The organism is Pseudomonas sp. MPFS (genome assembly GCF_022537035.1).
GTDB lineage: Bacteria > Pseudomonadota > Gammaproteobacteria > Pseudomonadales > Pseudomonadaceae > Aquipseudomonas > Aquipseudomonas sessilinigenes.
Map to the genome: position 1 here is coordinate 2,314,793 of NZ_CP066123.1, position 22,778 is coordinate 2,337,570.

Consider the following 22,778-nt stretch of genomic DNA (forward strand, 5'->3'; position numbering starts at 1 on the left):
TCACCACGCAGGAGTCGCTGCATGTCCACCCTCGAAGTTGTCCCGCGCCTGGAGCCTCTTGCCTCCCGGGCGCGCTGGGCCCTGGCCAGCCTGGCGTTGGCGATGCTGATGCCCTCCCTGGATACCAGTATCGCCAATGCCGGCTTGCCGCAGCTGGCCCAGGCGTTCGATGCCTCCTTCCAGCAGGTGCAATGGGTGGTGCTGGCCTACTTGTTGACGATCACCGTCCTGATCGCCAGTGCCGGACGCCTGGGCGACCTGCTGGGACGGCGGCGGGTGCTGTTGGGCGGGATCATGCTGTTCTGCCTGGGATCGCTGGGCTGTGGCCTGGCCCCGGGCCTGCATGGCTTGCTGGCGGCCAGGGCGGTGCAAGGGGTAGGGGCGGCGGCGATGCTGGCGCAAACCCTGGCGCTGGTGAGCGATGTCTTGCCCAAGGGGCGCACCGGTAGCGCCATGGGGCTGCTGGGCACGCTATCGGCCCTGGGGACCACCCTGGGGCCTGCGCTGGGCGGGTGGTTGCTGGCCAGCGTCGGTTGGCGCTGGATGTTCCTGGTCAATCTGCCCCTGGGCCTGGTTGCCCTGGTGCTGGCCTGGCGTTGCCTGCCGGAGGATCGCCGTTCGACCGCGAGCGATGGTTTCGACGTGCCCGGGACGTTGCTCCTGGCCTTGGGGCTGGGGGCCTACGCCTTGGCCCTGACACTGGGCCGCAACCTGCTGGCGCCTTTGAACCTGGGGTTGCTGCTGGTGGCCGTGGTCGCAATGGGTGCCTTGCTGTGGGTCGAGCGCCGGGCCCGGGCCCCGCTGTTCCAGCCGGCCCTGCTACAGCGCCGACCACTGCGCGCCAGCCTGCTGAACAGCCTGTTGGTGTCCACGGTGATCATGAGCACCCTGGTGGTAGGGCCGTTCTATCTTTCCCGCGGGTTGGCGCTGCCAACTGTCTGGGTGGGCCTGGGATTGTCCCTGGGGCCCCTGGTGGCGGCCATGGTCGGGGTGCCGGCCGGACGCCTGGTGGATCGCCATGGCCCGCAGTTGCCCTGCCAGGTTGGCTTGTTCGGCATGTTGCTGGGCCTGGGTTTGCTGGTATTGCTGCCGGTGCGCCTGGGACTGGCCGGGTACCTGCTGCCGATCACCTTGGTCACCGCCGGTTATGCGCTGTTCCAGGCGGCCAATAATAGTTTGCTGCTGCTCGACGTACCGGCTGCGCAGCGCGGGCTGGCGGCCGGGCTCCTGAGCCTGTCGCGCAATCTCGGGCTGATCAGCGGCGCGGCCGCCATGGGTGCGGTGTTCGCCCGGGCTTCCCGGGGCGGTGCGCTGGAGCAGGCCGCAGCCGCTGTGCAGGGCATGCGGGTGACCTTCGGCGTGGCGGCGGTGCTGGTCCTGCTGGCCTTGCTGGTGGCCCTGGTGGCGCGCCGACCGGAGGCGTCGTTCGAGGCTTGCCGGGCACCGCGCCCGGACTAAGCTTGGCTGGCACACCCTGCCAAGGAGCCGGTCATCGTGAGCAGCCTGCGTACCCCTTCGTTAGGCCCGATCGTCGGGCACACCACCGATACGTCCTGCCGCCTGTGGATCGCCGGCTCCGATGCCCTGGACGAGAAGGGCGTGGCCGAGGACATCCGCACCATCGGCGTCATTGGTGTGGTGGGTAGCAATGGCAAGGTCGCCGCCCAGGACATCTTCTATTTCCGCCTGCGCCGCGAGTTCCACCGCACCGGCACCTTCAACCTCGGTGTCGACCTGAGCCTGTGGCGCAACGAAACCGAACGCAAGCAGCTCAAGCCGTTCTTGCTGAGCCCGGCCACGCGCTACCGGGTACGCATGGCCTCGCTCAACGTCGATGATGCGGGCAGCAACGATGATGCGGTGTCCAGTGAGTCGGTGGTGCAGCGCCTGCCGGCACCCGGGGCCTGGGCCAATGACCTGAACCGCAGCGGGGGGGACAAGAAGTACGTCGAGGCCGAGTTCACCACCCAGGCCAGCGCACCCGCGAAGCCGGCGCCACTGAGTTTCCTGCTGGGTTCGTGTCGTTATCCGGGGTTGCTGTGGAAGCGCAAGAACGCCGATGGGATCTTCGCCCCGATGCTGGCCGATCATGACGATGCGCAATTGGTGCTGATGGTTGGCGACCAGATTTATGCCGACCTGCTCAACCGCCTGGTGCCGATAGGCCTGGCCGATACGTTCGAGGAGTTCGAGGAGCGCTACCACACAGCCTTCGGTTCGCCGAATATCCGCCAGTTGCTGGCGCGCCTGCCGACCTACATGATCCTCGACGATCACGAAATCGAGGATAACTGGACCCAGGACCGCATTCGCAAGGATCGCGGCAAGCGCCTGCTGTTCAACCTGGCCATGGGCGCCTACATGAGCTACCAGTGGAGCCATGGCCCGCGCTTTGCCGACAGCTACGTGCACGGGCGCGGCATGTCGGGCGACGACCTGTACTTGCAGCAGTTGCAGACCAACCAGCTGTTCTATGACTTTTCCTGTGTCGACTATCCGTTCTTTGTCCTCGATACCCGCACCCAGCGCTTCCTCGACGACGTCCCGGATGCCCTGGAGGACAACCACCTGCTGGGCCGGCCATCACTGCATCGCAGCGAGCCCGGCCAGCTCGATCGCCTGTGTGCGTGGCTGCGGCACATGCAGGCGGATCGAGGCAACCAGCCGAAGTTCATCGTCACCTCCAGCGTCTTCGTGCCCAACGGCGTGGATACCCTGGGCAGCGACAGCGATGCGCTGCGCCACAAGAACGACAGCGATGCCTGGGCAGCATTTCCCAGCACTCGCCGTGCGGTGCTGGACACCCTGCTCAAGTACCAGGTGCAGAACGTGGTGTTCCTGTCCGGAGATATCCACTGTTCGAACATTTCCCGGTTGCAGTTCAGTGGGGCGGGCAAGGACTTGGTGGCCTACGCGGTGACCTCATCGGCGTTCTACTGGCCCTTTCCCTTCGCCGATGGTGATCCGGCCGGCTATGTGCACGACTCCCAGGCGCCAGCCACGCCCGACGGCTTTGCCCTGGCGGGCGGCGAGACCATGCATTACCGCACCTGGGCCTTCACCCAGGCCGATAACTTTGCACGGATCGACCTGCAGCCGGGCAGCGCCGAAATGCAGGTGCAGTTCTACGGTGCCGATGGTGCGCCCCTGGTGACCCGCAAGCAGGACGACGCCATGAACGACCGGCCGGAACGACTGCAACTGGCGCCTTGGTAGGTTAATGCCGATCAGTTGATGGAACTGTAGGCGCTTGGCTCGCCCGCGATGGACTGCAGAGCGCCGGGTTTATCCGGTAGACACCCGCTACCGCTAACGAGCATCGACCGGCGGCTCCTACAGGGGATCCAATCCCAGTGACAGGTCCAGTTACAGCCCCAGTTCCAGTGCCAGCAGGTCGGCCAGCGGCTGGCGCCGGCGGATCAGGCGCGGTTGGCCGTTTTCGAACAGCACCTCAGGCAGCAGGGTCCGGCTGTTGTAGTTCGAAGACATGCTGGCGCCGTAGGCCCCGGTGTCGTGCAGTACCAGCAGGTCGCCGACCTGGGCCTGGGGCAGCAGGCGCGGGGTCAGGCACTCGTCGTCCTGGGTGAAGATGTCGCCGGACTCGCACAGCGGGCCGCCGACCACCGTCGGTCGTTGCGGGCGTTGGACCGCTTGGCCATTGGCGTCCAGCAGGCTCATGCCGTGGTAGGCGCCGTACATGGCAGGGCGCATCAGGTCGTTGAAGCCGGTGTCCACCAGCACGAAGTGATGCTGGCCGGCATCCTTGACCACCCGTACCTCGCTGACCAGGCAACCGGCCTCGGCCACCAGGAAGCGCCCGGGTTCGATTTCCATGTGCACGCCGTGGCCCAGGTAGGCCTCGATTTCCTCGCGGGCGACTTTCCAGGCGTTGGCGTAGCGTTGCACGTCCACCGGGGTGTCGCCGTCGCGGTAAGGGGTGGACAGGCCGCCGCCGATGGAGAAGGCCTCGATGTCGTGGTCCAGGGACTTGACCGCCGCGACCATGGCCGCGCCCACCTGTTCCAGGTGGTCGTAGTCGACCCCGGAACCAATGTGCATGTGCAGGCCCACCAGGTGCAGGTTGTGCTGGCGGATCACCGCCAGGGCCTCGCCCACCTGGTCGTGCCAGATACCGTGCTTGCTGTTTTCCCCGCCGGTGTTGGTCTTGCGGCTGTGGCCATGGCCGAACCCGGGATTGATCCGCAACCAGACACGATGCCCGGGGGACTGTTCGCCCAACTGGCGGAGCATGTCGATGGAGCCGGCGTTGACCTCTACTTGCAGTTCCACCACACGCTTGAGAGTGGCCTCGTCGAACAGGTCGCAGGTGAAGACGATCCCGCCGTTGGCCGGGCTGAAACCGGCCAGCAGGGCCCGCTCGATCTCACCCAGGGAGACCGCATCGACCCGCACCCCGGCTTCGCGGATCAGGCGCAGCAGGTGCAGGTTGGACGAAGCCTTCTGGGCATAGCGCACCACGTCGAAGGCTTGCAGCTGGGCGATACGTGCCTGGAGGGTGGCGGCGTCGTAGCACCACAGCGGGGTGCCGTATTGGCGGGCGACAGCGGCGAGTTGGGCGGGGGAGAAGGGAATGGCCATGGCGAATGCAATCTGTGGTCGATGAAAGTGTGAGCAGCATGCCGCTTGCCGGTCATTCAAGAAAATATCTATTCTTTGCCGCCTGATTCAGTTTTGATATGGACTGATCGATTCAACGAGCCTTACCGTCATGGATATCTCCCTACGGCACATCGAAGTGTTCCGCGCCATCATGCAGGCCGGTAGCGTGACGGGCGCCGCGCGCCTGCTGTTTACCTCGCAGCCCACGGTGAGCCGCGAGCTGGCGCGCCTGGAAAGTCTTTCCGGCCTGCGCCTGTTCGATCGCGAAGGCGGGCGCCTGCTGCCCACGGCCCAGGCCCTGTTGTTGCTGGAGGAGGTGGAGCGGGCCTATGTCGGCCTGGAGCGGATCAACAGCGTGGCGCGCTCGATCCGCCGCTTCGAGCACGGCCAGCTGAGCCTTTGCTGCCTGCCGCTGTTTTCCCAGACCCTGCTGCCCCCAGTGTGCAAGGACTTCCAGGCCCGGCATCCGGGCATCGGCCTGAGCATCAGCGCCCAGGAATCGCCGCTGCTGGAGGAGTCCCTCAGCGCCCAGCGCCATGACCTGGGCCTGACCGAAAGCGAGCATCTGCCCCGAGGTACCCAGGGCGAGTTGCTGTTCTGTGCCGACATGGTCTGCATCCTGCCCGAGGCCCATCCGTTGCTGGCCAAGGCGCGGCTGTCGGTGGCGGACTTTGGCGGGCAGAACTTCATCAACCTCTCGGGCCTGGATATCTACCGCCAGAGCCTGGACGAGCATTTTCGCCAGGCCGGGGTCGATCGCCGGGTGGTGGTCGAGACCACCAATGCCGCCTCGGTGTGCGCCATGGTGCGCCAGCAGCTGGGGGTGGCGATCATCAACCCGTTGAGTGCCATGGAGGAGGCAGGGCGGGGGCTGGTGATCCGGCCGTTGCAGCTGTCGGTGCCTTACAAGGTGATGCTGGTGCGTCCGGATTACCGGCCCTCGTCGAGTTTCGTCGAAGGGTTTTGCCAGTCGTTGCGTCAGCAAGCGACGCGCCTGGCCGGGCAACTCAAGGACCTGGTGGAAGGGCACTAGGGGAGAGGGGATCCCGGTGCGTGAGCACCGGGAGGGCAGGCAGGCCGGTGGATGTCGTGGGTCCGCCGGCTTGCCGATGCTCGTGGTGGTGCGGGCCACCAGGGTGGCCCGCAGGAGAGGTCTTAGCGCTCGATGGCCAGGGCCACGCCCTGGCCGCCGCCGATGCACAAGGTGGCCAGGCCTTTCTTGGCATCGCGCTTGAGCATTTCATGCAGCAGGGTCACCAGCACCCGGCAGCCCGAGGCGCCGATCGGGTGGCCGATGGCGATCGCACCGCCATTGACGTTGACCTTGGCCGGGTCCCATTCCAGCTCCTTGCCCACCGCCAGCGATTGCGCGGCGAAGGCTTCGTTGGCTTCGATCAGGTCCAGTTGGCCCAGGGTCCAGCCGGCTTTCTCCAGGCAGCGGCGGGTGGCCGCGACCGGGCCGATGCCCATGATCGCCGGGTCGACCCCGGCGTTGGCGTAGGCGGCCACTTTCGCCAGTACCGGCAGGCCCAGGGCACGGGCCTTGCTGGCGCTCATGAGGATCACCGCGGCGGCGCCGTCGTTGAGCGAAGAGGCATTGCCGGCGGTGACGCTGCCGTCTTTCTTGAACGCCGGCTTGAGCTTGCCCAGGGCTTCGGCGGTGGTGCCGGCCCGGGGTTGCTCATCGGTGGCGAAGGCCACGGGGTCGCCCTTGCGCTGGGGGATCAGGATCGGCGTGATCTCGTCGACGAAGCGCCCGGCCTCGATGGCGGCCGCGGCTTTTTGCTGGGAGGCGGCGGCGAAGGCGTCCTGGGCTTCACGGCTGATGCCGTACTTGTCCACCAGGTTCTCGGCGGTGATGCCCATGTGGTAGTCGTTGAAGGCATCCCACAGGCCGTCGCTGATCATGCTGTCGATCATCTGGCTGTGGCCCATGCGCAGGCCGGTGCGGGCGCCGGGCAGGACGTAGTTGGCCAGGCTCATGTTTTCCTGGCCGCCGGCGATGATCACTTCGGCATCGCCGCAGCGGATGGCCTGGGCGCCCAGGTGCAGGGCCTTGAGGCCGGAGCCGCAGACCTTGTTCAGGGTCATGGCGGGCACGGCGTGGGGCAGGCCGGCCTTGATCGCGGCCTGGCGGGCGGGGTTCTGCCCGGCGCCGGCGGTGAGCACCTGGCCCATGATGACTTCGTCGACCTGGGCCGGGTCGATGCCGGTCTGGGCCAGCAGTTGGCGGATCACCGCGGCGCCCAGGTCGACGGCGGGAATGGCCGCGAGCGAACCCTGGAAGCTGCCTACGGCGGTACGGGTAGCGGCAACGATTACGACGTCTTGCATGATGGGCTCCTCAGGAGAACTGCATTTCGGGAACATGGTCCGGCACGATCAGCTTGCCGGCGGTCTTGCTGACGATTTCCTCGACGCTGACCCCGGGGGCGCGTTCCTTGAGGATGAAGGCGCCGTCCTCGATTTCAAGGTAGGCCAGGTCGGTGAGTACGCGCTTGATGCACTGCGCACCGGTCAGCGGCAGGCTGCAGCGGCTGAGCAGCTTGGACTCGCCGTCCTTGGAGGCGTGGGTCATGGTGACGATGATGTTGTCGGCACCGGCCACCAGGTCCATGGCGCCGCCCATGCCCTTGACCAGCTTGCCGGGGATCATCCACGAGGCGATGTTGCCTTGTACATCCACTTCGAAGGCACCGAGCACGGTGAGGTCGATGTGGCCGCCGCGGATCATCGCGAAGGACTCGGCGGAGGAGAAGATCGAAGCGCCGATGCGTGCGGTCACGGTCTGCTTGCCGGCGTTGATCATGTCGGCGTCGATCTGGTCCTCGGTGGGGAAGGCGCCCATGCCCAGGAGGCCGTTTTCCGATTGCAGCATGACTTCCATGCCGTCGGGGATGTAGTTGGCCACCAGGGTCGGGATACCGATGCCCAGGTTCACGTAGTAGCCGTCCTGCAGTTCGCGGGCGACGCGCTGAGCCATTTGTTCGCGGGTAAGAGCCATGTTTATTGTCCTTTTAGTCGGGCTGGGGAAGGGCGATCACTTGCGCACGGTGCGCTGTTCGATGCGCTTCTCGAAGGTGCCGCAGATGACTCGGTCGACATAGATGCCCGGGGTATGGATATGCGCTGGGTCCAGTTCGCCCGGCTCGACGATTTCTTCCACCTCGACCACGGTGATCTTGCCGGCGGTGGCCGCCAGGGGATTGAAGTTCTGCGCGGTATGGCGATAGATCACGTTGCCGAAATGGTCGGCCTTCCAGCCCTTGACGATGGCGAAGTCGCCGGTGATGGACTCTTCCATCAGGTAGGTGCGGCCGTTGAACTCGCGGGTTTCCTTGCCTTCGGCCACGGGAGTACCGACGCCGGTGGCGGTGAAGAAGGCCGGGATGCCGGCCCCGCCTGCGCGCATCTTCTCCGCCAGGGTGCCCTGGGGCGTCAGCGCCACTTCGATCTCGCCGCTGAGCAGCTGCTGTTCGAACAGGGCGTTCTCGCCGACGTAGGAGGCCACCACCTTGCTGATCTGGCGGTCTTCGAGCAGCACGCCCAGGCCAAAGCCGTCGACGCCGCAGTTGTTGGATACCACGGTCAGGTCGCGGGTACCGCGACGCTTGATCTCGGCGATCAGGTTCTCGGGAATGCCGCACAGGCCGAAGCCACCGGCGATCACGGTCATGCCATCTTGCAGACCTTCCAGGGCTTCCTCGTAGGACGCCACGCGCTTATCGAAACCTGCCATATGCACCATCCTCTTTCTTGTTCGTTGGCGGCTGGCCAGCCGTTGGTGGAATCAGTGTTGCGCCATGGGATTGATTTGTTAAGTTGATTTTTAAGGTTGATTGATTTGAAAAACAGCATAATGAGCTGCAAGCTGCAAGCTGCAAGCTGCAAGCTGCAAGCTGCAAGCTTATAGCTTGTGGCCTGTCGCTGCGCCTCCTGAGGATGATGGATGACGGTCAAACAGATTCGGGCCTTCCTGGCGGTGGCCCACAGCATGAGTTTCGCCCTGGCCTGCGAGCGCCTGCACCTGTCGCAGTCGGCGCTGAGCCTGACGATCAAGGCCCTGGAAGAGGGGCTGGGCGGACGCTTGTTCACCCGCAATACGCGCAACGTCGCCCTGACGCCCGAGGGCGAGGCGCTGTTGCCCCTGGCCCGGCGCCTGATCGCTGACTGGGACAACGCCGAGGATGAAATGCGCCAGCGCTTTACCCTGCAGCGCGGGCGGGTGACCCTGGCGGCCATGCCTTCCTTTGCCGGCAACCTGTTGCCACCGATTCTCAAGCAATTTCGCGCTCGCTACCCGCAGGTCAACGTCACGGTCGACGATGTGATCAACGAGCAGGTGCTGGAGATGGTCCGCGATCGCGAGGTCGAGTTGGGGGTAGCCTTCGAGCCGCAGGACAACACTTCGCTGGTGTTCACCCCGCTGTACATCGATCGTTTCGTCGCCGTGGTGCCCAGGGATTCGCCGCTGGCCGGGCGTCATGAAATCGACTGGCAGACGCTGTTGCAGGAACCCTTCATCACTCTGCAGCGCCCGTCCACGGTGCGGGTCATGCTTGAGGAACACCTGCGGGCCCGGGGCGTGCAATTGCCGGTGGAGTTCGAGAGCCACCAGTTGGCGACGGTGGGGCGCATGGTTGCCAGTGGCCTGGGGGTGAGTGCGGTGCCGGCCTTGTGTGCCGGGCAGATGCGAGAGTTGGGCGGGCACTGCATCACCCTGGGCGAACCGGTGGTGGAGCGGGCCATCGGTGTGCTGACCAAGCCGGGGGATGAGCTGTCCACGGCGGCCCAGGCCCTGTTCGACATCCTGCGCGAGGCCAGGCTCGGCGAGCGCTTGCCCGCTTGACTCAGCCTTTCAGGCGCTCGGCCAGCCAGGGCAGGACCTGGTCGCAGGGCTGCTCCAGCTTGAGGTCCAGCAAGGCATCGGCGCGGGTCTTGCCGAAATTGATGGCCAGCAGCGGCTTGCCTTGCTCGACCACGGCGCGACACAGGCGAAAGGCCGAATAGGCCATCAGCGACGATCCCACCACCAGCAGGCCGCCAGCTTCGTGTACCGCGCTCCAGGCTTGGGCTGCCATAGCCTGGGCCACGTTCTCGCCGAAAAACACCACGTCGGGCTTGAGCCGCGTGCCCTGGCAGTGGGGGCAATGGGGCACCTGGAAGCGTGCCTCGAAGGCCGGGTCCAGCAGGGTATCGCCATCGGGCGCCTGCACCGCGTCGACGCCGGCCAGGTACGGGTTTTGCGTCTCCAACTGCTGCTGGATGGCATCGCGCTCGCTGCGCTGGCCACAGTCCAGGCAGCGCACCCAGTGCAGGCTGCCATGGAGCTCGATGACCCCGGGGCTGCCGGCCTGGTCGTGCAGAGTGTCGACGTTCTGGGTGATCACTCCAGCGATCCGCCCTGCGACCTGCAATTGCGCCAGCGCCAGGTGCGCAGCGTTCGGCCGCGCCTGGCGGATGCGCGGCCAGCCGAGCATGGCCCGGGCCCAATAGCGCCGGCGGGCTTCGCCCTGGTTGAGAAACTCCTGGTACATCATCGGTTGTCGCCCACGGCGCACGCCTTCGCTGTCGCGATAGTCGGGGATGCCCGAGGGGGTACTGATGCCCGCCCCGGTGAGGACCATGAACGGCTGGGCGTCCATGACGGTGGCCAGTGGTTCCAGGGAGGATGTGGCGGCAGGTGGGTTCATGCTCGGGGCTCGTTCAGGCAGGCCTGGTAGAAATAGCCGCAAAGCCGCTGTTGCGCCAGCGTGTGCTGACAGGGCGGTAAACCTGGGGCGGGGCCCCGGGGTGCCAGGGGACCTGCCGCAGGGCGTGGCAGGTCCGGCCGGGGGTCAACTGGAGTGTTCGCTGTCGTCGTCCAGGGGCATGTCCGCGCTGCTGTCTTCCTGGCCGGGCACTTCGGTGATCACGCTGAAGTCGCTGACTTCGACGGCGCCCAGGCCGTAGCCCAGCAAGTGGAAGGAGAAGGCCTTGCGGGTCTGTGGGTTGTCGAAGCTGAAATCCATCTGCAGGGGCTGGTCCGGGGTCACCAGCATTTCTTCCGGCAGGCCCAGGGGAACGTCCTGCTCCAGTTCCTTGCCCTTGAGCAGGATGTAGGCGTTCTGCTGCGGGTCGGCCGAGCGTACGGTGAAGCGCACCCGGGTCTGCGAGCCCTTGGGCATCTCCAGGTACTGGGCGCCGATCAGGTTGTCGGCCCAGTCGTCCTTGATCTGCGCTTGCAGCGGGATGATCGCCGGGCTACCGAACTGGTAGTGCTGGTTCAGCGGCGATTGCAACAGGCTGCGGTCCAGGTTCGTGGCCCGGGCGCTGACCAGCCGGGCCCGCTGGCCGCCGTATTGGGTCAGGAAGCTGGCGCTGTCGGCGATGAAGCCGGGGCTGGCGTAGTTGCGGCAGCGCTGCTGGAAATCGCACTCGGTGAAGGTGCCCTGGCCATCGTGGTAGCGCAGCTTGCCGTTGGTATAGGACATGATTTCCCGGCCCTGGGCATAGTCGCGAAACAGCGAGCGACCGCTGAGGCTGGCCGGTACGGGCAGGCCGAAGTAGTCCAGTACCGAGGCGCTGAAGTCCACATGACCGTAGGTGCCGGACTTGATGTGCGGCAACAGTTGCTGTTCCGGGGCCAGCATCAGGTTGAAGCCCCAGGACGAGGCCAGGCGCACGCCGTCGATGCCGTGGGATTCGTCGGAGGTGATGATCACCAGGGTGTCCTTGAGCACGCCCTTGCGCTCCAGGCCTTCGAGAAACTGGCCGATGGCATCGTCCAGGTAGCCGACTGCCGCCTGCTTGGGTGTGTCGTAGCGCTCCAGGTAATCATCGGGGGCCGAGTAGGGCTGGTGGGTACCGACGGTCAGCAGGGTGAGCATCCAGGGTTTCTGGTTTTTCTTCAGTTGCTCGACATAGCCCAGGGCGCCCTCGAAGAAGGCCTTGTCATCCTTGCCCCAGGGGAATTCCAGGTAGTTGGCGTTGCTGAACCATTCCAGGCCATGGGTCGCATCGAAGCCGATGTGCGGCATGATCTTGTCTTTGGCCATGAAGCGCAGGCCGGCGCCTTGCAGGTAATGGGTGTCGAAGCCGAACTTGTGCATCTGCGCGGGCAGGCAGGCCTTGTTGCGCTGGCTCTGGGTCAGCATCTCCACGCCCTTTGGGGTGCCGTTGTCGAGCTTGTCGTAGTCGCCGCAGAGCATGGCGTACAGCCCGCGGATGGTCTGGTGGCTGTGCAGCACGTAGTCGGGAGTGTTCATCCCGCGCTCGGCCCAGGCACTGAGCTTGGGCATCAGGTCTTCCTGGTAGCGGCTGTGCAGGGCCTCGCGGTTGGTCTTGATGTAGGCGCCGGGAATGCCCTCCAGGGCAATCACCAGGACATTGCGGGCGCGTCCGGCACTGGGCAGCAGTGGCTGGCCCTCCAGGTCCAGGCGAGTCAGGCCGGCCATTTGCGGTGGTACGTCGGCGATATCGCCGTCGAGCCAGTCTTCCACGCGAATTTGCGCCTGGCCCACGGCGGTGGCGAGCGCCTGGTGCGGCAGGTTGAACAGCTGCCACTGGTCGGCCTCGCTGGGCTTGAGGTACTGGGTACTGCCATGGGCCAGCAACAGCACCACCGGCAGGCTCCAGCTATAGCGTGGCAGGGCTGGCAACGCCACGGCGCGGCTGCTGCGTTGCACCAGCAGCCACAGCGCCAGCCCCAGCAGCAGGGCCAGGCCCAGCTCGGGATGGGTCAGGCCGCCGCCCGTGGAGTTCTCGACGAATTGCGGGTCCACCAGGTAATGCAGGTCGGCGAGGTTGGGCATGCGGCCCACGGCGCTGACCAGTTCGGCGCTGACCTGGGTCAGCAGGGCCCAGATCAGCAGCACGGGCAACGCCAGCCACCAGGGGCGGCGATACAGCAGGACGGTCAACAGGCTGGCACTGGCCAGGTCGGAGACATAACCCAGCGGGTTGGACCAGCCCAGGGCCAGGCGGGCCCCCATGGGGACCAGCAGCAACAGGCCGAAGAGGGTGCACAGGGGTGCAAGGGGGTGTTGTAGGCAACGACGGATCAACTTCACAAATAACCTGCCTGTCATTAAAGCTTCACGCAAATGTGCGCAATGGTAACAAGACCCGGCGGCTAGTCGTTTCTTAAATTGGCGACGCAGTGGCGCTTCATGGGTCGCTTCGAGGCGCCCCATTACGTCATTGCGCGGTTGCAGGGCCCTGGTCCAGGCGCTTGGGGCGCCTGCGGGGAGGAGGGGGCTGGCGCGGATTTACTATTTCAGAGTGTTAAAAAGGAGCCGTGGACCGGCTCCCCTGGGGCTTCACTCGCCGCGGATGTATTGCTCCAGCTGGCGGATCAGGTCGGCCTGTTCGGCGATCGCCTCCTTGACCAGGTCGCCGATGGACAGCAGGCCCAGCAACTGGCCGTTCTCCACCACGGGCAGGTGGCGCAGGTGGTTGTCGGTCATGATGCTCATGCAGGTCTCGACATTCTGGTGCGAGTCCACGGTGATCACCGGCGAGCTCATGATGGCGCTCACCGGTGTGCCCACCGAGGAACGGCCGTGCAGCACCAGCTTGCGCGCATAGTCGCGTTCGCTGATGACGCCGACCACTGCGCCGTTTTCCAGGACCGGCAAGGCGCCGACGTTTTTCTCGGCCATCAGCATCAGGGCTTCCAGCACCATCTGCTGCGGGGCGATGGTGTGTACTTGCTGGTGGTGCTTGGCCTTGAGTTTCAGCAGTTCTGCGACGCTCTTCATTGGGGCGCTCCGGTGGTTCTGCAGGGGGCGGCGCCGGCCGCCCCAAGGTGGGTTTCTACAGAATCGTAGAGACTGGGCCGGCCGGCAAGGCTGAAAGCGGCAGATAGACGGCGAAAAACGTCAATCGGCAGGAATTTTTGCCGGCTTGCTGGGGAAAACCCCTGCCTGACGGCGGCCCTGGCCCCCAAAGGACCTGGGTGTCGCGGTTCAATGACGGTTGATATTGGCCAGGGTCATGGGCGCGATGATCCGGTGGAAGGGCGCCACCGGCAACATGTACAGGCGTCCCAGGAGGTTGTGCGGGTGCACCACGGTGGACAGCACCACCGGGCGTTGCCCATCGTCGTTCAGGGGCAGGCGATTCAGGGACAGGTACACGTCCAGGTGCTTGTCGCGGTCCACCACCAGTACTTCGTCGGGCGCCTGGGACACCAGGGTGAAGATGCCGACCCGCTGGTCCGGCTGGTAGTCCTCATCGGCCCGCGCCAGGTCGATGCGGGTCAGGCGGCCCAGGTCCTTGAGGCCGAACAGCTGCACCACGCGATTACGCAGGGCCATCATCCGGTCGATCCAGGCCGGGGTCTGGCTCATCAGCAACAGCAGGTGGCGCATGGCGCTGCGCTCGGGATCGTTGGCCAGCACCTGGCGGCAATCGACGAAGCTCGCCCCGACGGCCAGGTTGGCGATGCTGGATGGGCTGGGCACTGGGCAAGGTTGGACGGTGGCGTGCATCGATACGGTTCCCTGTAAGAAATGGCGGCGCCTGCTGGCGCGCGGCAAAAATACCATTGTGCTGTGGCCGCTGCCGAGCTTGTGAGGTTGCAACAAGGTCCGAAGGGCCTTCAGCGCCGTCAAGTCCTGGCGGCCGCTACACGCTCGTACGCAGCCTGCGGCAGCGGCTACACGAGGCGACCATTGCGTCCACCAGGTGGGCAGTGGCTATGCGCAGAAGGTGGCAGGCACCTTGAAAAAAGGCGCCCGCAGGCGCCAAGGATTCACCCCAACCGAGGGAGCCGGGTGAAGCCGTTCGCAGGAGTGTCGCGGTGGTAAGGCGCGACGTGAACGGAAGAGGGAGGGCGCCGGCGGGAGCACGGGCGCCGGAACATCACTTGCCCAGCTTGATCCGGGTCCAGCCGCGGTTCATCACGCGCTGGATCGGGATCGGCTGGTCGGGCACCGCATACAGGGTGGCCAGCACGTCCTGGGGCGGGTAGGAGGCCGGATCGTTGCGGATCGCCTCGTCCACCAGCGGCGTGGCGGCGGCATTGGCGTTGCTGTAGCCCAGGCTGTTGGTGACCTCGGCGATGATGTCCGCGCGCATCAGGAAGTTCATGAACAGGTAGGCGTTGTCGACGTTGGTGGCGTCCTTGGGGATGGCCATCATGTCGTAGAAACTGCCGGCGCCTTCCTTGGGAATGCTGAACGCGACTTTCTCCTGGTTGCCCGCTTCTTCGGCGCGCGAGCGAGCCTGCAGCACGTCGCCGGAGTAACCCACGGCCACGCAGATGTTGCCGTTGGCCAGGTCCGAGATGTACTTGGAGGAATGGAAGTAGCTCACCCACGGGCGGATCTTCATGAACAGCGCCTCGGCCTCGAGGATCTGCGCCTTGTCCTTGCTGGCTGCCGGGTAGCCCAGGTAGTGCAGGGCGGCCGGAAGCATCTCGGTGGGCGAGTCGAGGAAGCTGATGCCGCAGGCCTTGAGCTTCTCGGCGTTCTCGGGCTTGAACAGCAGGTCCCAGGAGTTGACGGGTGCGTCGCTGCCCAGGGCCGCCTTGACCTTGTCCGGGTTGTAGCCGATGCCGATCGAACCCCACATGTAGGGGAAGGCATGGGCATTGCCCGGGTCGCTGGCGGAAGCGTTCTTGAGCAGCACCGGGTTGAGGTTCTGCCAGTTGGGCAGCTTGGACTTGTCCAGTTCCTGGTAGACCCCGGCCTTGATCTGCTTGGCCAGGAAACTGTTGGACGGTACTACGATGTCGTAGCCCGACTTGCCGGTCAGCAGTCGCGCTTCCAGGGTCTCGTTGCTGTCGAAGACATCATAGGTCACGTGGATGCCGGTCTCGGCCTCGAACTTCTTCAGGGTGTCCGGGGCGATGTAGTCCGACCAGTTATAGACGCGCAGCACTTTGTCGCCAGCTTGGGCGCCGGCGACCAGGGCACCGGTCAGGGACAGTGTCAGCAGCAGTTTGGCGGACAATATCCTGCCAGGCATTTTCATCACGACAACTCCATTCTTATTGTCAAAACGGCCGCCTGGGCGGCCTTGTCACACAAGGGTTCAAGCCGTTGCCGGCTCCCGCTTGGCCTGGGGCCTGGCGGGTGTGGGGTTCCACGCTTCGTTGGCTGTGAACTCCATGGCCTCCTGGATCGCCCGCTTGCGGGCTTCCTCGGCGCGCCGGCCGAAGTACCAGACCAGGAAGGTCACCAGCGATACTGCCAGCAAAATCAGGCTGGCCACCGCGTTGATCTCCGGCTTGACCCCCAGGCGCACCGCCGAGAAGACCTCCATCGGCAAGGTGGTGGAGCCCGGGCCGGACACGAAGCTGGCCAGCACCAGGTCGTCCAGCGACAGGGCGAAGGACATCATGCCGCCCGCCGCCAGGGACGGGGCGATCATCGGGATGGTAATCAGGAAGAACACCTTGAAGGGCCGCGCTCCCAAGTCCATGGCCGCTTCTTCGATGGACAGGTCCAGTTCACGCAGGCGCGCGGAGACTACCACGGCTACGTACGCTGCGCAGAATGTCGTGTGGGCGATCCAGATGGTGGCGATCCCACGCTCCATGGGCCAGCCGATCAATTGCGCCATGGCCACGAACAGCAGCAACAGCGACAGGCCGGTGATCACCTCGGGCATCACCAGCGGCGCGGTGACCAGGCCGCCGAACAGGGTGCGCCCCTTGAAGCGGGTGACCCGGGTCAGCACGAAGGCCGCCAGGGTACCCAGGGCCACCGCAGCAATGGCGGTATAGCAGGCAATTTCCAGGGAGCGCAGCACCGAGCCCATCAGTTGCTGGTTGTCCAGCAGGCCCACGTACCACTTCACCGACCAGCCGCCCCAGACCGTCACCAGCTTGGAGGCGTTGAACGAGTAGATCACCAGGATCAGCATCGGCAGGTAGATGAACGACAAGCCGAGCACCAGCATCAGTTTGGAAAATTCGAAGCGTTTCATGCCCGTCCCTCCATCTCTTTGGCCTGGCTACGGTTGAACAGCAGGATCGGCACGATCAGGATCGCCAGCATCACCACCGCCAGGGCCGAGGCCACCGGCCAGTCACGGTTGTTGAAGAACTCCTGCCACAGCACGCGGCCGATCATCAGGGTCTCCGGGCCGCCCAGCAGTTCGGGGATCACGAACTCGCCCACCACCGGGATGAACACCAGCATGCAACCGGCGATGATGCCGTTCTTGGCCAGGGGCACGGTGATCTTCCAGAAGCTGTTGAAGTTGCTCGAACCCAGGTCGGCGGCGGCTTCCAGCAGGCTCTGGTCATGCTTGACCAGGTTGGCGTACAGCGGCAGCACCATGAACGGCAGGTAGGCGTAGACCACGCCGATGTACACCGCGAGGTTGGTGTTGAGGATCTCCAGCGGCTGGCTGATCAGCCCGGTCCACAGCAGGAAGCTGTTGAGCAGGCCGTTGTTGCTGAGGATGCCCATCCAGGCATAGACGCGGATCAGGATCGCGGTCCAGGTCGGCATCATGATCAGCAGCACCAGCACGTTCTGGGTTTCCTTGCTGGCCCGGGAGATGGCGTAGGCCATGGGGAACCCCACCGCCAGGCACAGCAGGGTGCTGATCAGCGCCACCTTCAGCGAGCCCAGGTAGGCCGAGAGGTACAGCTCGTCGCCGGCGAGCATGGCGTAGTTGCCCAGGTTCAACAGCAGCTGGAACTTCTGTTCGGCGTAGGCATAGATCTCGGTGTAGGGCGGGATCGCCAGGGCCGCTTCGGAGAAGCTGATCTTCATCACCAGGAAGAACGGCAGCATGAAGAACAGGAACAGCCAGAGGAAGGGAATGCCGATCACCAGCTTGCGGCCAGAGGGCAACATGCGCAGCAGTTTGCGGTCCAGGGTCATGGTCGAGGTCCTCATGCGCGCAGTACCACGCCGCTGTCGTCTTCCCACCAGACGTAGACCTCGTCATCCCAGGTCGGCCGGGCGCCACGGCGCTCGGCGTTGGCCATGAACGACTGGACGATCTTGCCGCCGGGCAGCTCGACGTAGAACACCGAGTGGCCGCCCAGGTAGGCGATGTCGTGGACCTTGCCCCGGGACCAGTTGTAGCGCGACTCCGGCTTGAGGGTGGTGACCAGCATCTTCTCCGGGCGGATGGCGTAGGTCACCGACTTGTCCTGGACCGAGGTGCTGACCCCATGGCCGACGTAGATCTGCTGCGCCAGGTCCGGGCAGTCGATGATGGCGTAGCCTTCCAGGTCTTCGGTGACGGTGCCTTCGAAGGCGTTGACGTTGCCGATGAACTCGCACACCAGGCGGCTCACCGGGGCCTCGTAGATGTCCACCGGGCTGCCGGTCTGGGCGATCCAGCCCAGGTGCATGATGGCGATGCGCTGGGCCATGGTCATGGCCTCTTCCTGGTCGTGGGTCACCATCACGCAGGTCACGCCTACGCGCTCGATGATCTCCACCAGCTCCAGCTGCATCTGCGAGCGCAGCTTCTTGTCCAGGGCGCCCATGGGCTCGTCGAGCAACAGCAGCTTCGGCCGCTTGGCCAGGGAGCGGGCCAGGGCCACGCGCTGGCGCTGGCCGCCGGAGAGCTGGTGCGGCTTGCGCTTGGCGTACTGGGTCATGTGCACCAGCTTGAGCATCTCGCCGACCCTGGCGTCGATCTCGTCTGCCGGCAAACGGTCCTGCTTGAGGCCGAAGGCGATGTTCTGGGCCACGGTCATGTGGGGGAACAAGGCATAGGACTGGAACATCATGTTGATCGGTCGTTCGTAGGGCGGCATGTCGGTGATGTCCACGCCATCCAGCAAGATGCGTCCCTCGGTGGGCCGCTCGAACCCGGCGAGCATGCGCAGCAGGGTGGACTTGCCGGAGCCGGAACCGCCCAGCAGGGCGAAGATCTCACCCTGGTGGATCTCCAGGGACACATCGTCCACGGCTACGGTTTCGTCGAACTTCTTGGTCACGCGGTCGATCTTCACCAGAACCTTCTGCGGGCTCGGGTTGCCTTCGAGGGCCTTCCGGTAAGTGCTGGAGGCGTTTGCCATGTGAAACTCCCAACAGATGTCAGCAGCCCGGCCAATTCGGCCCGGCCTAAAGGTTGATTGCCAGCCCGGGGGCGGGCTGATTCGGCGCCGCCTCCCTGGCGGCCTGACGCTATTTGTTGTTGTGGTCTTGCCGTTTGTCGCTCACGCCGAATGTCGGGCGCGCGCAGGCGCGCTCGCCGTGGGGCAGGGCGTGTTGATACGTATGGAAATCTTCAGGGCCGCCTCGACGGCCCGGAACCAAGGGTCAGCGGCGCTGCGCGGCTCGTTGCCGGCAGGCGTCGCCAAAGGCCTGGAAGATCCGCAGGTAGGCCGGGTTCGACAGCACCTGCCATTCCGGGTGCCACTGCACGCCGAAGGCGAAGGCCTTGCTGTGTTCCACCGATACCGCCTCGATCAGGCCATCTGGCGCCACGGCCTCGACCCGCAGGCCCGGGGCCAGGCGATCGATGCCTTGGCTGTGGATCGAGTTGACCTGGATCTCGCCATCCAGGCCCATGGCCGCGAAGACCCCGCCGGGCTGGATCGCCACCGGGTGCGCCGGGGCGTACTGCACTTCGATGCGCGGATCGTCGGCTTCGCGGTGATCGAGAAAGCCCGGCAACTCGTGGACCTTCTGGTGCAGGCTGCCACCGAAGGCCACGTTCATTTCCTGGAAGCCGCGGCAGATACCGAGCACCGGAACGCCGGCGGCGACGGCCGCGCGCAGCAGGGGCAGGGTGGTGGCATCGCGTTGCGGATCATGGGCGGTACCCGGTTCGCTGGGCGGGCCCTGATAGTGGAAGGGTTCGACATTGGATGGCGAGCCGGTGAACAACAGCCCGTCCAGGTTGTGCAGCAGATCCTGGATATCGACCAGGTCCGCCAGGGAAGGAATGACCAGGGGCAGGCCCTCGGCCGCGACGCTGACCGCACGCAAGTACTTGTCGCCGCTGACGTGGTAGGGATGCAGACCGATCTCTTTGACGCACGCAGTAACGCCGATCAATGGCTTGAATGCCATTTTTATCACCTCGAAATTCACGCTGGAACGAGTTTTTCCAGAGCTTATCCTCGTTGATTTTAATTAACAACTTCCATGTAAAAAATTCTAAACGCATTTCATCTGAAAGCCTTGGGTGGCGCAGATGTTGAGGCTTATTTGGTTTTCATGGGGCAAAATAATTAACGAATCGGCACCCTGTAGGGCTATTGACTTCGGTTTTTCTTTCGGATTGACTGCTGGTGCGTCACCGCAGTGAACATAATAATTAACACGATAGGTGCATCATGTCGGTCCCCCCGCGTGCCATTCAGCTCAATGAAGCCAATGCCTTCCTGAAAAAACATCCCGAGGTTCTCTACGTCGATCTGCTGATTGCGGACATGAACGGTGTGGTGCGCGGCAAGCGCATCGAGCGTACCGCCCTGCACAAGGTCTATGAGAAGGGCATCAACCTGCCGGCCTCGCTGTTTGCCCTGGATATCAACGGCTCCACGGTGGAAAGCACCGGCCTGGGCCTGGACATCGGCGACGCCGACCGCATCTGCTACCCGATCCCCGGCACCCTGAGCGTCGAGCCCTGGCAGAAGCGCCCCACCGCGCAGTTGCTGATGACCATGCACGAGATCGAGGGCCAGCCGTTCTTCGCCGACCCGCGCGAAGTGTTGCGCCAGGTGGTGAGCAAGTTCGACGAACTGGGCCTGACCATCTGCGCCGCCTTCGAGCTGGAGTTCTACCTGATCGACCAGGACAACGTGAACGGCCGGCCGCAATCGCCGCGTTCGCCGATCTCCGGCAAGCGCCCGCAATCGACCCAGGTCTACCTGATCGACGATCTGGACGAATACGTCGACTGCCTGCAGGACATCCTCGAAGGCGCGAAAGAGCAGGGCATCCCCGCCGATGCCATCGTCAAGGAAAGCGCCCCGGCGCAGTTCGAGGTCAACCTGCACCATGTGTCCGACCCGATCAAGGCCTGCGACTACGCGGTGCTGCTCAAGCGCCTGGTGAAGAACATCGCCTACGACCATGAGATGGACACCACCTTCATGGCCAAGCCTTACCCGGGCCAGGCGGGCAACGGCCTGCACGTGCACATCTCGATCCTCGACAAGCAGGGCAACAACATCTTCGCCAGCGAAGATCCCGAGACCAATACGGCCCTGCGCCATGCCATCGGCGGCGTACTGGATACCCTGCCGGAGCAGATGGCCTTCCTGTGTCCCAACGTCAACTCCTACCGCCGTTTCGGCGCCCAGTTCTACGTGCCGAACTCACCGACCTGGGGCATCGACAACCGCACCGTGGCCGTGCGCGTGCCCACCGGTTCGCCGGACGCGGTGCGCATCGAACACCGGGTGGCCGGTGCCGACGCCAACCCCTACCTGCTGATGGCCTCGGTGCTGTCGGGCATCCACCACGGCCTGACCCACCAGATCGAACCCGGCCCGGCCATGGAGGGCAACGCCTACGAGCAGAGCGAGCCTAGCTTGCCGAGCAACCTGCGCGACGCCCTGCGCGTACTGGACGACAGCGAGGTGATGGCCAAGTACATCGACCCGATGTACATCGACGTGTTCGTGGCTTGCAAGGAAAGCGAGCTGGCGGAGTTCGAGAACTCCATCTCCGACCTGGAATACAACTGGTACCTGCACACGGTCTGACGGCCGTGTGTCTTCGCGCGTTGAGTATTCGCCATGACTAGATCCCGCAGCGATTGGGAGCAGCGCTTCCAATCCCTCACCCTGGAAGGTCGCGCCTTCATCGACGGCCAGTACTGCGCTGCCCAGGGCGGCGCCACTTTCGAATGCCTGAGCCCGGTGGACGGGCGCTTCCTGGCCAATGTCGCCAGTACCGACCAGGCCGATGCCGATCATGCCGTGGCCGTGGCGCGCCAGGCCTTCGCCAGCGGCGTGTGGTCGGGCAAGGCCCCGGCCGAGCGCAAGCGCATCCTGATCCGCTTTGCCGAGCTGATCCTCGAGCACCAGGAAGAACTGGCGCTCCTGGAGACCCTGGACATGGGCAAGCCCATCAGCGACTCCCTGGCCATCGATATCCCGGCCACGGCCAATGCCATCCGCTGGAATGCCGAAGCCATCGACAAGCTCTACGACGAAGTGGCGGCCACGCCCCACGACCAGTTGGGCCTGGTGACCCGCGAGCCTTCGGGGGTGGTGGCGGCCATCGTGCCGTGGAATTTCCCGCTGATCATGGCCAGCTGGAAGTTCGCCCCGGCCCTGGCGGTGGGCAACTCGTTCATCCTCAAGCCTTCGGAAAAGTCGCCGCTGACCGCGATCCGCATCGCCCAGCTGGCCCTGGACGCGGGCATTCCCAAGGGCGTGTTCAACGTCCTGCCGGGCTACGGCCACACCGTGGGCAAGGCCCTGGCCCTGCACATGGACGTGGACGTGCTGGCCTTCACCGGCTCCACCGCGGTGGGCAAGCAACTGCTGCAGTACTCCGGCCAGAGCAACATGAAGCGGGTATGGCTGGAGGCTGGTGGCAAGAGCGCCAACGTGGTGTTCGCCGATGCACCGGACCTGGGCGAAGCGGCCCGAGCGGCGGCTGCGGCGATCGCCTTCAACCAGGGCGAAGTCTGTACTGCCGGCTCGCGGCTGCTGGTGCAGGCGTCGATCCGCGAGCAGTTCCTGCCGTTGCTGGTGGAGGCGCTCAAGGCCTGGCAACCCGGGCATGCGCTGGACCCGGCCAGCCGCGTCGGCGCCGTGGTGGATGAGCGCCAACTGGCTAATGTGCTGCGCTACATCGGCATCGGCCGGGAGCAGGGCGGGCGGCTGTTGGCCGGTGGTGTGCGCACCCTGGAAAGCACCGGCGGCCTGTATGTCGAACCGACCCTCTTCGACGGTGTGACCAACGCCATGACCATCGCCCGCGAGGAGATCTTCGGCCCGGTGCTGGCGGTGATCGGGTTCGACAGCGAGGAACAGGCGCTGCAGATCGCCAACGACAGCATCTTCGGCCTGGCCGCTGCCGTATGGACCCGCGACCTCAGCCGCGCCCATCGCTTCGCCCGGGGCCTGCGCGCCGGTAGCGTATGGGTCAACCAGTACGACGGCGGCGACATGACCGCGCCGTTCGGTGGCTTCAAGCAGTCGGGCAATGGCCGCGACAAGTCGCTGCATGCCTTCGACAAGTACACCGAGCTCAAGGCGACCTGGATCAAGCTCTAAGACCTATAACAAC

General features: G+C 65.0%; 19 protein-coding genes. 6 read left to right on the top strand and 13 right to left on the bottom strand.

All coding sequences use genetic code 11. The features are described 5' to 3' along the window. The first annotated feature begins 21 nt into the window (after positions 1-21). Both I9018_RS10925 and I9018_RS10930 read left to right on the top strand, forming a co-directional pair. Positions 22-1,458: an MFS transporter gene (locus tag I9018_RS10925; protein WP_241109420.1), complete on the top strand. Its 1,437-nt coding sequence runs from the start codon at positions 22-24 to the stop codon at positions 1,456-1,458. Positions 1,459-1,494: 36 nt separating this feature from the next. Then, positions 1,495-3,216, top strand: a complete 1,722-nt coding sequence (locus tag I9018_RS10930) for an alkaline phosphatase D family protein (RefSeq protein ID WP_241109421.1) — start codon at positions 1,495-1,497, stop codon at positions 3,214-3,216. A gap of 150 nt (positions 3,217-3,366) precedes the next feature. Here I9018_RS10930 and lysA read toward each other — a convergent pair whose 3' ends face one another. Then, complete coding sequence (gene lysA / locus I9018_RS10935; protein ID WP_068589156.1) at positions 3,367-4,599, bottom strand: diaminopimelate decarboxylase; 1,233 nt, start codon at positions 4,597-4,599, stop codon at positions 3,367-3,369. A gap of 130 nt (positions 4,600-4,729) precedes the next feature. Between lysA and I9018_RS10940 the strand changes: the two genes are divergently transcribed. Then, positions 4,730-5,653, top strand: coding sequence for a LysR family transcriptional regulator (locus I9018_RS10940; RefSeq protein WP_241109422.1), 924 nt, complete (start codon positions 4,730-4,732; stop codon positions 5,651-5,653). A 122-nt stretch (positions 5,654-5,775) separates the two neighbouring features. Here the strand turns inward: I9018_RS10940 and I9018_RS10945 are convergent, their stop codons facing one another. The 3 genes from I9018_RS10945 to I9018_RS10955 are packed head-to-tail and all read right to left on the bottom strand — an operon-like array spanning position 5,776 to position 8,359. After that, on the bottom strand, positions 5,776-6,954 hold the full coding sequence (locus tag I9018_RS10945) for an acetyl-CoA C-acetyltransferase (protein WP_124346340.1): 1,179 nt from the start codon (positions 6,952-6,954) through the stop codon (positions 5,776-5,778). A gap of 10 nt (positions 6,955-6,964) precedes the next feature. Further along, entirely contained in the window at positions 6,965-7,624 is a 660-nt protein-coding gene (locus I9018_RS10950; protein WP_068587730.1) for a CoA transferase subunit B, read from the bottom strand. 36 nt (positions 7,625-7,660) lie between these two features. Further along, positions 7,661-8,359: a CoA transferase subunit A gene (locus I9018_RS10955; RefSeq protein ID WP_124346341.1), complete on the bottom strand. Its 699-nt coding sequence runs from the start codon at positions 8,357-8,359 to the stop codon at positions 7,661-7,663. Positions 8,360-8,569: 210 nt separating this feature from the next. Between I9018_RS10955 and I9018_RS10960 the strand changes: the two genes are divergently transcribed. After that, positions 8,570-9,469, top strand: a complete 900-nt coding sequence (locus I9018_RS10960) for a LysR family transcriptional regulator (protein WP_068587732.1) — start codon at positions 8,570-8,572, stop codon at positions 9,467-9,469. Between the two features lies 1 nt (position 9,470). On the opposite strand, the gene I9018_RS10965 is transcribed toward I9018_RS10960, so the two are convergent. The 9 genes from I9018_RS10965 to I9018_RS11005 form a co-directional block, all read right to left on the bottom strand. Further along, entirely contained in the window at positions 9,471-10,313 is an 843-nt protein-coding gene (locus I9018_RS10965; RefSeq protein WP_241109423.1) for an NAD-dependent protein deacetylase, read from the bottom strand. 144 nt (positions 10,314-10,457) lie between these two features. Next, entirely contained in the window at positions 10,458-12,689 is a 2,232-nt protein-coding gene (locus I9018_RS10970; RefSeq protein WP_241109424.1) for an LTA synthase family protein, read from the bottom strand. A 231-nt stretch (positions 12,690-12,920) separates the two neighbouring features. Further along, entirely contained in the window at positions 12,921-13,361 is a 441-nt protein-coding gene (locus I9018_RS10975) for a CBS domain-containing protein (protein ID WP_022641043.1), read from the bottom strand. Positions 13,362-13,568: 207 nt separating this feature from the next. Further along, on the bottom strand, positions 13,569-14,093 hold the full coding sequence (locus tag I9018_RS10980) for a DUF2867 domain-containing protein (protein ID WP_068587159.1): 525 nt from the start codon (positions 14,091-14,093) through the stop codon (positions 13,569-13,571). Positions 14,094-14,466: 373 nt separating this feature from the next. Then, the gene (locus I9018_RS10985; RefSeq protein ID WP_241109425.1) at positions 14,467-15,579 is read right to left on the bottom strand and encodes a polyamine ABC transporter substrate-binding protein; all 1,113 of its coding nucleotides are present in this window, start codon (positions 15,577-15,579) and stop codon (positions 14,467-14,469) included. A 60-nt stretch (positions 15,580-15,639) separates the two neighbouring features. Beyond that, complete coding sequence (locus tag I9018_RS10990; protein WP_068587157.1) at positions 15,640-16,536, bottom strand: ABC transporter permease subunit; 897 nt, start codon at positions 16,534-16,536, stop codon at positions 15,640-15,642. After that, positions 16,533-17,414, bottom strand: a complete 882-nt coding sequence (locus tag I9018_RS10995; RefSeq protein ID WP_164487352.1) for an ABC transporter permease subunit — start codon at positions 17,412-17,414, stop codon at positions 16,533-16,535. The genes I9018_RS10990 and I9018_RS10995 overlap by 4 nt, the downstream gene beginning before the upstream one ends. 41 nt (positions 17,415-17,455) lie before the next feature. Beyond that, positions 17,456-18,598: a polyamine ABC transporter ATP-binding protein gene (gene potA / locus I9018_RS11000; RefSeq protein WP_068595531.1), complete on the bottom strand. Its 1,143-nt coding sequence runs from the start codon at positions 18,596-18,598 to the stop codon at positions 17,456-17,458. 244 nt (positions 18,599-18,842) lie between these two features. After that, positions 18,843-19,598 carry a gamma-glutamyl-gamma-aminobutyrate hydrolase family protein gene (locus I9018_RS11005; protein ID WP_053136438.1) on the bottom strand — a complete coding sequence of 252 codons (756 nt, stop codon included), beginning with the start codon at positions 19,596-19,598 and terminating at the stop codon, positions 18,843-18,845. Between the two features lie 266 nt (positions 19,599-19,864). Between I9018_RS11005 and I9018_RS11010 the strand changes: the two genes are divergently transcribed. Next, the gene (locus tag I9018_RS11010) at positions 19,865-21,241 is read left to right on the top strand and encodes a glutamine synthetase family protein (protein WP_241109426.1); all 1,377 of its coding nucleotides are present in this window, start codon (positions 19,865-19,867) and stop codon (positions 21,239-21,241) included. Positions 21,242-21,274: 33 nt separating this feature from the next. After that, positions 21,275-22,765, top strand: a complete 1,491-nt coding sequence (locus I9018_RS11015) for an aldehyde dehydrogenase (protein WP_241109427.1) — start codon at positions 21,275-21,277, stop codon at positions 22,763-22,765. The last annotated feature ends 13 nt before the right edge of the window (positions 22,766-22,778 follow it).

What these genes read in the sequence shown, in the direction of transcription:
- I9018_RS11010 (WP_241109426.1), top strand. Translation starts at nt 19,865, where the DNA reads ATGTCGGTCCCCCCGCGTGCCATTCAGCTCAATGAAGCCAATGCCTTC.
- I9018_RS10940 (WP_241109422.1), top strand. Translation starts at nt 4,730, where the DNA reads ATGGATATCTCCCTACGGCACATCGAAGTGTTCCGCGCCATCATGCAG.
- I9018_RS10960 (WP_068587732.1), top strand. Translation starts at nt 8,570, where the DNA reads ATGACGGTCAAACAGATTCGGGCCTTCCTGGCGGTGGCCCACAGCATG.
- I9018_RS11015 (WP_241109427.1), top strand. Translation starts at nt 21,275, where the DNA reads ATGACTAGATCCCGCAGCGATTGGGAGCAGCGCTTCCAATCCCTCACC.
- I9018_RS11005 (WP_053136438.1), bottom strand. Translation starts at nt 19,598, where the DNA reads ATGGCATTCAAGCCATTGATCGGCGTTACTGCGTGCGTCAAAGAGATC.
- I9018_RS10955 (WP_124346341.1), bottom strand. Translation starts at nt 8,359, where the DNA reads ATGGCAGGTTTCGATAAGCGCGTGGCGTCCTACGAGGAAGCCCTGGAA.
- I9018_RS10985 (WP_241109425.1), bottom strand. Translation starts at nt 15,579, where the DNA reads ATGAAAATGCCTGGCAGGATATTGTCCGCCAAACTGCTGCTGACACTG.
- I9018_RS10925 (WP_241109420.1), top strand. Translation starts at nt 22, where the DNA reads ATGTCCACCCTCGAAGTTGTCCCGCGCCTGGAGCCTCTTGCCTCCCGG.
- I9018_RS10970 (WP_241109424.1), bottom strand. Translation starts at nt 12,689, where the DNA reads ATGACAGGCAGGTTATTTGTGAAGTTGATCCGTCGTTGCCTACAACAC.
- lysA (WP_068589156.1), bottom strand. Translation starts at nt 4,599, where the DNA reads ATGGCCATTCCCTTCTCCCCCGCCCAACTCGCCGCTGTCGCCCGCCAA.
- I9018_RS10975 (WP_022641043.1), bottom strand. Translation starts at nt 13,361, where the DNA reads ATGAAGAGCGTCGCAGAACTGCTGAAACTCAAGGCCAAGCACCACCAG.
- I9018_RS10945 (WP_124346340.1), bottom strand. Translation starts at nt 6,954, where the DNA reads ATGCAAGACGTCGTAATCGTTGCCGCTACCCGTACCGCCGTAGGCAGC.
- I9018_RS10980 (WP_068587159.1), bottom strand. Translation starts at nt 14,093, where the DNA reads ATGCACGCCACCGTCCAACCTTGCCCAGTGCCCAGCCCATCCAGCATC.
- potA (WP_068595531.1), bottom strand. Translation starts at nt 18,598, where the DNA reads ATGGCAAACGCCTCCAGCACTTACCGGAAGGCCCTCGAAGGCAACCCG.
- I9018_RS10990 (WP_068587157.1), bottom strand. Translation starts at nt 16,536, where the DNA reads ATGAAACGCTTCGAATTTTCCAAACTGATGCTGGTGCTCGGCTTGTCG.
- I9018_RS10965 (WP_241109423.1), bottom strand. Translation starts at nt 10,313, where the DNA reads ATGAACCCACCTGCCGCCACATCCTCCCTGGAACCACTGGCCACCGTC.
- I9018_RS10950 (WP_068587730.1), bottom strand. Translation starts at nt 7,624, where the DNA reads ATGGCTCTTACCCGCGAACAAATGGCTCAGCGCGTCGCCCGCGAACTG.